This is a genomic window from Mixta theicola (assembly GCF_002895925.1).
GTDB lineage: Bacteria > Pseudomonadota > Gammaproteobacteria > Enterobacterales > Enterobacteriaceae > Mixta > Mixta theicola.
In genome coordinates this window covers 310065-316564 of record NZ_NWUO01000004.1, presented here as the reverse complement: position 1 = coordinate 316564, position 6500 = coordinate 310065, and the positions used below count along the sequence as shown (strand labels likewise).

6 protein-coding genes are annotated in these 6500 nt (G+C 51.5%); 2 read left to right on the top strand and 4 right to left on the bottom strand.

The features are described from left to right. The coding region (locus COO59_RS21215; RefSeq protein WP_047353184.1) for a hypothetical protein at positions 1–95 on the bottom strand (95 nt) is incomplete at its 3' end. Positions 96–689: 594 nt separating this feature from the next. Here COO59_RS21215 and COO59_RS08140 point away from each other — a divergent pair. Beyond that, on the top strand, positions 690–1310 hold the full coding sequence (locus COO59_RS08140; RefSeq protein WP_103059301.1) for a response regulator transcription factor: 621 nt from the start codon (positions 690–692) through the stop codon (positions 1308–1310). A gap of 109 nt (positions 1311–1419) precedes the next feature. Here COO59_RS08140 and COO59_RS08135 read toward each other — a convergent pair whose 3' ends face one another. Beyond that, positions 1420–2025: a hypothetical protein gene (locus tag COO59_RS08135; protein ID WP_103059300.1), complete on the bottom strand. Its 606-nt coding sequence runs from the start codon at positions 2023–2025 to the stop codon at positions 1420–1422. 282 nt (positions 2026–2307) lie between these two features. On the opposite strand from COO59_RS08135, the gene COO59_RS08130 reads away from it, so the two are divergent. Continuing rightward, a complete protein-coding gene (locus COO59_RS08130; RefSeq protein ID WP_103059299.1) occupies positions 2308–2790 on the top strand; it encodes a YlaC family protein in 483 nt (160 codons plus the stop codon). A 16-nt stretch (positions 2791–2806) separates the two neighbouring features. Here the strand turns inward: COO59_RS08130 and COO59_RS08125 are convergent, their stop codons facing one another. Together COO59_RS08125 and COO59_RS08120 are read right to left on the bottom strand one after the other, a co-directional pair. Then, positions 2807–4216, bottom strand: a complete 1410-nt coding sequence (locus COO59_RS08125) for an aminotransferase-like domain-containing protein (RefSeq protein ID WP_103059298.1) — start codon at positions 4214–4216, stop codon at positions 2807–2809. Between the two features lie 99 nt (positions 4217–4315). After that, positions 4316–6400 carry a putative bifunctional diguanylate cyclase/phosphodiesterase gene (locus COO59_RS08120; RefSeq protein ID WP_103059297.1) on the bottom strand — a complete coding sequence of 695 codons (2085 nt, stop codon included), beginning with the start codon at positions 6398–6400 and terminating at the stop codon, positions 4316–4318. Positions 6401–6500: the final 100 nt, after the last annotated feature.

Sequence of the window (6500 nt, the reverse complement as noted above, 5' to 3'; positions counted from 1 at the left end):
GCTTTATTGTAGGTGGGCCAGTTGGTGATTTTGAACTTTTGCTTTGCCACGGAACGGTCTGCGTTGTCGGGAAGATACGTGATCTGATCCTTCAACTCAGCAAAAGTTCGATTTATTCAACAAAGCCCTAAAGAACTATACCTCACAAAAGCGTAGCGAACATTTCCGCGAAAAAACCGCCGGTGCTTAAGTACGGCCCTTTTCAAGGCCGTTTGCGGCCCCCGGCTTAATATGGCTGACGCGCTTATTTTCTGTTATCCCGCAACGGCCTCTTATCTTATTTTATTTAAAAATATCAGGCAGGATATTTATTACCCTTCCTCCCGTTAACTTATCCACTCACGGTTAAACATCTTTTTATAGGTAAACGTTAAATACTCAATTATTTTCTCTGAATGCTGTTTTTAATCAATATCAGACAGACAACAAATACAGGTCGTTTTTTTCGGATTTGATTACGTAGGGTATTTAACATTGTCGGGAGAAGATATTTTTATCAGAAAAATAAATCCCACCGGCTGTTGCATTCAAATGGAGAGAATATAGCGCTATTGCGCATCAGAATCGCTGCATAATTAGAGACAATTCTCACATTGATAGATTATGTGGGCGGCTATAATGCTACGCTAAAGAAATGCACTAATAAATATTATTACTTATGGAATTTTTAATATCACTCAGGATTAATTATGATTAACACTGTGTTTATTGTTGATGATCACCCTTTTATCTGTTCAGGCATTAAGGCTTATTTACGTGCTAATGGCTATACCGTGGCTGGCGTCGCGCAGGATGGCATTTCGGTGATTGCGGACGTTGGCCTGCATCGCCCCGACCTGGTCATTATGGATCTCAATATCCCCGGCAGAGAGGGCATGCAGGTCATTGAAAGCCTGAAAAGAATTAATGCGCAGCAGAAAATCATCGTGTTAACCGCCTCCGAAAGCGAGTTCCATATGCAGCGCTGCCTGCTGTTGGGCGTTGATGGCTACCTGTGTAAAAACCATGATATTACTCAGCTGCTACAGGCGATTCGCAGCATAGATAAAGGCATAAAGTTTTATCCCTGCTCGCATAATATAGAAGTAAAAACGCTGCATCCAGAAAGTGAAAAATTAATGTCGCTTTCCCGCCGCGAGCTAATGGTACTCAGGAAGCTGGCAGCAGGTTATTCCAATAAAGAAATAGCCTTACAGCTTTCACTTAGCAATAAAACTATCAGCACTTATAAAATTAAAATATTGCGCAAACTGGGTATTAAAAGCGTGGTTGATATTAATGAAGTCGCTAAAAGAAACTATCTGGTTTAGCCTGTTAGCAGCGTACAAAGATGTTCTTAATATTTACGATAAAACGTGCGCTATGAGCGCTGCAAATTTAACCCGAGCGGGCAGCCTGTTATGCCGCCCCGCTCGTGGTTTAGCTGTGGTGAGCCAGCTGCTGAGCGACGGGATGCCAAAAGTCAGTTACCGCACCTTCGCCGCCAGTTAGCGGATCGAACTGTGGTAACGGTACGCGTTTGATAGCACTGCGGGACTGTTCCAGAATATTTTTGTCGTCACGCTGCGTATCAGGCTCCATCCCAGCCGGATAAGCACCAACGGTAAAGAAATCCTCACTGGCCGCAATCTGCTGATGACCCACACCCGCCGGAATAAGTACCGCATCGCCTGCCCGCAGCGTTACCATACGCCCGCTTTCTCCGCCAAACAGCACTTCAGCCCAGCCCGCCCCAACGCCCAGCAGTTCATGACAGTTGGAGTGATAATGCGTATAGGGAAAGATGGCCGAGCGCCAGCGTGGCGGCCAGTGGTTTGCCGCAAAACGCTGTTCGAACCAGGCCGCAATGTCTTCGATATCATTCGGCACCATGCGCGGATAAATAATCAACGGCAGCGGATTGTTCGGAATACCGTTCGAAGGCATAGCCAACATAAGATGCTGCGGGTTATTGGACGCCCCCGCAAACAGAGTGCCTGCCGCAAATGACATCATTGCCATAAGACTGCACGATGAGGGAAACATACTACGCCTCCTGTTGGTCGTAATGTTAATTAATTGTGGCAAAAGCCAGTAACTTTGCAATAGTAAGAATAGCTTCCGCTTCACAAAAATCTTTTATTTTCAATACTTAACTCAAATTTCCGTTCAACACGGAGTACCGTGACGTTTTTTACGCCCCACCAGGCGTACGTTAACGAACGGTAAACAACTGTTATAGCTTTTTTGCTAAAATCTGTTTCTGTCATCCTTGCTAATCTCATGGTTTAATTTCACCCTCGTTGGCTTCAATGAAGAGGTAAAACAATGGATGCCATCAAACAAATCCTGCTGCACGAAATCGATACGCTAAACCGTGAAGAGCTACGCGATAATAAGCCGCGCTTTAGCTTTAACTTTCTGAAAACGCATCCCGGCCTGTGGCTAACGATGTATGTCTGTTACGGTCTGTGCGTTGCGCTGATTTTTACTACCGATTATCTCGGCTGGCCCGCTTTTTGGGGCGCAACCGCGTTTGTGCTGCTGATGAGCTTTTTGATGCTGCTGGATATTAATCCTAAGTATCGCTTTGAAGATATTGATACGCTGGATCTGCGCGTTTGCTATAACGGCGAATGGTATTACGTACGTACCCTGTCAGACGCGGCGGTAAACGATATTCTTAATCATCCTTCCACGCCGGAACACGTTAAGACAGGAATGCGTAAGCTGCTGTCGCTGAAAGGCGAAGTCGATTTTTACGATGTATATCATCTGGCCTGGGGCAATAAGTCCGCCGCCTCCGTCTGATGCCGATTCGCCGCCGTTACATCATGGCGGCAATCAAACCGCCCAGTATGGCCACGGCCGCTTCCTGCGTGCTGTCCCACGGCCAGGAAGTGTTAAAGCGGAAATAATTGGCATATTGCTGTCCCGATGAAAACATGCTGCCCGGCGCGATACTGATGTTATGTTCCAGCGCGCGGTAGTAAAGCTGCGTCGCGTTAACCTGCCCCGGTAGTTCAATCCACAAAAAGTAGCCGCCGCGCGAATCGTTGATTTTGGCCCCGTAAGGCAAATGACGCTTAAGCGACTGGCGGGCAAGATTTTTACGCTGTTCCAGCACCTGACGCAGCTTACGCAGATGGCTGTCATAGCTGCGGTTACCGAGATAATTCGCCAGCGCCAGCTGCATCGGCGCGCTGGTAGAAAGCGTACTCATTAGCTGCAGGCGCTGAATGCGCTGCGCCTGTTTCCCTGCCGCTACCCAGCCTACGCGAAAGCCCGCCACTAAATTTTTGGAAAAGGATGAGCAGTGCAGCACGCTGCCGTGACGATCGAACGCTTTTGCCGGCAACGGCTTATCGGCCCCGAAGTAAAGTTCGCTGTAAACGTCATCCTCGATCAGCGCCACCTGATGCGCCGCCAGCAGCGCAACCAGCGCTCTTTTTTTCTCCCGGCTCAGGGTAAAACCTACCGGATTCTGCTGGTTAGTCATTAGCCAGCAGGCTTTAACCGGCCAGCGCTTTAACGCCTGCTCCAGCTCGTTTAAATCCATGCCGTGCTGAGGATCGGTAGCGATGGCCACCGCTTTCAGCTTTAAACGTTCAATGGCCTGCAGCGCGCCGTAAAAGGTCGGATTTTCTACCACCACCCAATCACCCGGTTCGGTGACGGCCTGCAGGCTCAGGCTGAGCGCCTCCATCGCGCCGTTAGTAATGACAATCTCATCCGGCGAGACGGTAATGCCCTGCTGAGCGTAGCGACGAGCCAGCGTCTTACGCAGCGCTTCGTTGCCCGGCGGCAGATTATTAATGGCGTCGCCCGGCGTCAGGCTATGGGAAACGTTATTCAGCGCGCGCATTAGCTGCCGCTGCGGAAAAAGCTCCGGATCGGGAAAGGCGGAGCCGAACGGGATAATCAGCGGATCGCGGCAGGCCTGTAATACATCGAAAATAAAAGAGTTTATATCAACCGCTTCCGCCAGCTGCACTTTCTGATGGTTAACCGGCTGGCTAAGAAATTCGGCGCGCGGCGCGACATAATAGCCGGACTGCGGTCGCGAAACGATAGTGCCCTGGCTTTCCAGCACCTGATAAGCATGCATCACCGTCATCAGGCTCATGCCGCTCAGGCTAACCTGATCGCGCAGCGAAGGGAGCTTTTCGCCCGGCTGCCAGACTTCGGCATCAATTTGCGCCTGGATTTGCTCCACCAGCTGAAGGTATTTCGCCATAAACTGTTACAGGTCTCGGAAAGTTAAAGAACAACTATTATAGTTTTTCCGGCGCGCGGCGGATACGCCAGCCGCCCTTTTTCTCAATACCAGGCAGCCTCAGGCGACGGTTGAGGAATTTTTAGTTTTAATATATTCCTTCAGCTCATGGATGCGCTCAGGTGGAATCGGTTTCCCCAGCAGATAGCCCTGCAGGCTGTTACAGCCAAGATTGGTTAAAAAAGCCTGCTGCTCCGGCGTCTCTACCCCTTCCGCCACCACCTTGAGGTTAAGCGACTGCGCCAGCGCCACGATCGCGGACACGATGGTAGCGTCCCCGCTGTTTTCGCTAAGTTCGTTTACAAAGGCGCGATCGATTTTCAGCTCGCTGGCGGGCAGACGTTTCAGATAAAGCAGGCTGGAGTAGCCGGTGCCAAAGTCATCAATTGAGGCATTTACGCCGAGGTCGGTCAGCGCAGTCAGAATGCGCACGCTTTCATCGGGATTGCGCATCGCGGTGGTTTCCGTGACTTCCAGCGTCAGCAGATTCGGCGGGATCTGGTGTTTTTCCAGCGCCATCACAACGGTATCCACCAGGCTATTCTGCTCAAACTGCAGCGCCGACAGGTTCACCGCTACCGACCAGTTTTTATGTCCCTGTTCATGCCATTCATGTAGCTGTCGGCAGGCTTCGTTAATTACCCAGTTGCCGACGTTAATAATCAGGCCGCTTTTTTCCGCCAGCGGCAGGAAAATATCCGGCGACAGCAGGCTGTGCTGCGGATGCTGCCAGCGCAGCAGCGCTTCAAACCCGACAATCGGCCCGCTTGGCGCGGCATATTTCGGCTGATAGAACAGCCGCAGCTCATTATTATCCAGCGCCAGCCATAAATCGCTGAGCAGCTGTAGCTGGTTTTGCGCAATGGTATTCATCGAAGGCTGAAAGAAGTGATAGCCGTTGCGCCCGTTGTTTTTGGTGTGATACATGGCGGCATCGGCGTTAAACATTAGCTCACGTTCATCAACGCCATCCCCCGGATACACCACAATGCCGATGCTGACCGACACGAGCAGCTCGTAATGTGAAATGTTAAAAGGCTTTTCTATCAGCTTAACCAGCGCATCTGCGGTAACCGCGGCATCGTTCGGTTCATTAATTTCCATCAGCAGCACAAACTCATCGCCGCCCAGCCGCGCCAGCGTATAGTGCCCGCTGATATTCGTCGTCATACGTTCGGTCAGCGCGACCAGCAGCCTGTCGCCGATATGATGGCCAAAAGCGTCATTGACCGCCTTGAAGCCATCAAGATCCATAAACATCAGGGCAAAACGGGAGTTTTCTCGCGTTGCCTTATTAATCGCCTGATTGAGACGATCCTCCAGCAGAATACGGTTCGGCAAACGCGTCAGGTTATCCTGCACGGCCAATTGCGCCAGCTCGCGGTTAGCCTCCGCCAGCGAAGAGACCAGCATTGACGTACGCGCCTGCAGGCGCGCATCCAGCATCGAAACCAACAGCGTAATGCCAAGTATAGAGAGCGATACCACCGTCACCAGAATCGCCAGCCAGTCGCTATCGACGCCGTGGCGCATCATATGGCCCTGGGCGGAAAAACTGGCGGCGGCCATTCCGGTATAGTGCATACCGGCAATAGCAAACCCCATCACCACCGCCGCGCCCGCACGCAGCAGCGCCAGCCGGCCAGCGCCTTTACGCAGCCGAAACGCCAGCCACAGCGCGGTGCCTGACGCCAGCAAAGCGATGACCACCGAAAGGGCCACCCAGCGCCAGTTCCAGATAATGCCCGGCTCAAACATCAGCGCGGCCATGCCGGTGTAGTGCATCGCCGCCACGCCGCTGCCCAACACCAATGCGCCATAGCTTAAGCGCGGCCAGCGAAGCTCACCGTAGCAGACGATCCACAGCGCAAATACCGAAGCGGCGATAGCAATAATCATCGACAGCAGCGTTAGTGGGCCGTTGTAGCTCATCATCATCGACATATTCATCGCCAGCATGCCGATAAAGTGCATCGCCCAGATGCCGACGCCCATGGCGAACCCACCGCCCAGCAGCCAAACCAGAGCCGCTCTGCCGGTACTGTTTACCACCCGGCCAGCCATATCCAGCGCAGTATACGAGGCCAGAAAAGCCACGATTATCGAGACGATAATCATCACTGCATCGTAAGAAGTTACCAACATAGAACTACCCGCCAGTTAACGCCTGCAGCAGGCGCGAAAATTAAAAAAGCAATAGCAAGCGATACACGGTTTGCAATGGCTAAATTATCGGCATGATTGG

Coding starts and splice junctions, on each gene's coding strand:
- COO59_RS08135 (WP_103059300.1), bottom strand. CDS start 2,025: ATGTTTCCCTCATCGTGCAGTCTTATGGCAATGATGTCATTTGCGGCA.
- COO59_RS08130 (WP_103059299.1), top strand. CDS start 2,308: ATGGATGCCATCAAACAAATCCTGCTGCACGAAATCGATACGCTAAAC.
- COO59_RS08120 (WP_103059297.1), bottom strand. CDS start 6,400: ATGTTGGTAACTTCTTACGATGCAGTGATGATTATCGTCTCGATAATC.
- COO59_RS08140 (WP_103059301.1), top strand. CDS start 690: ATGATTAACACTGTGTTTATTGTTGATGATCACCCTTTTATCTGTTCA.
- COO59_RS08125 (WP_103059298.1), bottom strand. CDS start 4,216: ATGGCGAAATACCTTCAGCTGGTGGAGCAAATCCAGGCGCAAATTGAT.